1 protein-coding gene and 1 pseudogene are annotated in these 1,617 nt (G+C 60.2%); one reads left to right on the forward strand and one right to left on the reverse strand.

Going from position 1 to position 1,617, the window contains the following annotated elements; genetic code table 11:
* A pseudogene (locus tag AC0L30_RS42835) lies at positions 1–661 on the reverse strand (DDE-type integrase/transposase/recombinase); the annotation flags it as partial.
* A gap of 62 nt (positions 662–723) precedes the next feature.
* Here AC0L30_RS42835 and AC0L30_RS42840 point away from each other — a divergent pair.
* The coding region (locus AC0L30_RS42840; protein WP_473406774.1) for an IS110 family RNA-guided transposase at positions 724–1,617 on the forward strand (894 nt) is incomplete at its 3' end.

Consider the following 1,617-nt stretch of genomic DNA (forward strand, 5'->3'; position numbering starts at 1 on the left):
TGAAGCTTTCACAGAAGCCGTTCTGCATCGGTTTGCCTGGCGCGATAAAGTGCCAGGCAATCTGGTTGTCCTCTGACCAAGTCAGAATGGCGTTGCAGGTGAACTCGGTGCCGTTGTCCGAGACGATCATGCCAGGCTTGCCGCGGCGACCAATCAACGCCGTCAGTTCGCGCGCCACCCGCCGTCCCGCGATCGAAGTATCGGGGATCGCCGCCAGGCATTCCCGGGTCACGTCATCGACGATGTTGAGGATCCGGAACCGGCGCCCATTGGCAAACTGGTCATGGACAAAATCCAGCGACTAACGGGCATTCGGCCGGGCCTCGAGCAGGATCGGCGCCCGGGTGCCGACCGCGCGGCGGCCAGCCCGGCGCTTACGCACGCTGAGGCCTTCCTCCCGATAAAGCCGGTAGATACGGTTCAGCCCGGACGGCTCGCCATGCTGACGCAGCAGCACGAATAACCGCAGATAGCCGAAGCGCCGGCGGGCGTTGGCCAGTTCGCGCAGTTGGACCCGCAGTTCGGCATCGGGCGGCCGGCTCGACCGATAACGGATCATCTTGCGGTCGGCGCTGACGATGATGCAGGCCCGCCGTTCTGACAGTCCCAATTCGGCCTGCAGATGCGCGACAGCTTCGCGCTTGGTGGCGGGCTCTACCATTAATGGGATGACCCGCCCCGTCCTCTCAGTCAGACTGAGTTGGCTTTTGAAAGGAGGAAGCAATGAGGACACGGAACAAGCCCAGGCCGGCAACAGTGTTTGGGATCGACATTGGCAAGAACCTTTTCCACGTCGTTGGGCTCGACGCCGCCGGAATGCCGATCCAGAAGGCGACCTCTCGGCGCGATACGCTCTTGCAGTTCTTCGAACGTGCAGGACCGGCTTTGGTGGGGATGGAGGCCTGCTCCGGCTCGCAATGGTTGGCCCGCAAGATCGCCGCCATGGGGCACACCGTTCGCATTATCCCAGCTCAATTCGTGAAGCCATATGTGAAGTCCAACAAAAATGACATCATCGATGCCGCGGCGATCGCCGAAGCCGTGACGAGACCAACGATGCGCTTCGTCGAGCTAAGGTCGCCTGAGCACATTGACCTGCAAGCGCTGCATCGTGTTCGCGATCGGATGATGTCGCAACGGACGTGCCTCATCAATCAGATGCGCGCTTTTTGCCTGGAATATGGGATTGCTATTCACCAGGGCGCCGGCAAGTTCAAGGCTGATCTGCCGAGGGTTTTGGCCGATCACTCGAATGATCTAACCTCGGCGATGCGTCGCATTCTTGCATCTACATTTGACGAGCTGCGGCAGCTGGAGCTGCGGATTGCCGAGGTCAACCGCGAGATTGAGGCAATTGCCTCTCAAAGCGATACCGCACGTCGATTGATGACCATCCCGGGCATTGGTCCGCTGGCCGCGACGGCGCTTTTGGCAGCAGCTGGATCTGCCCGCCAGTTCAAAAAGGCCCGCGATATGGCAGCTTGGCTAGGTCTTGTCCCGAGAGAATATTCTACGGGAGGCAAAACGAAGCTGCTGGGGATAAGCAAGCGCGGCAATCGATATCTGCGCCGGATGATCATCCATGGCGCCCGTTCCTGCGTGACTCATCTTGATCGC

This window comes from Bradyrhizobium sp. MI1.11 (genome assembly GCF_055811255.1).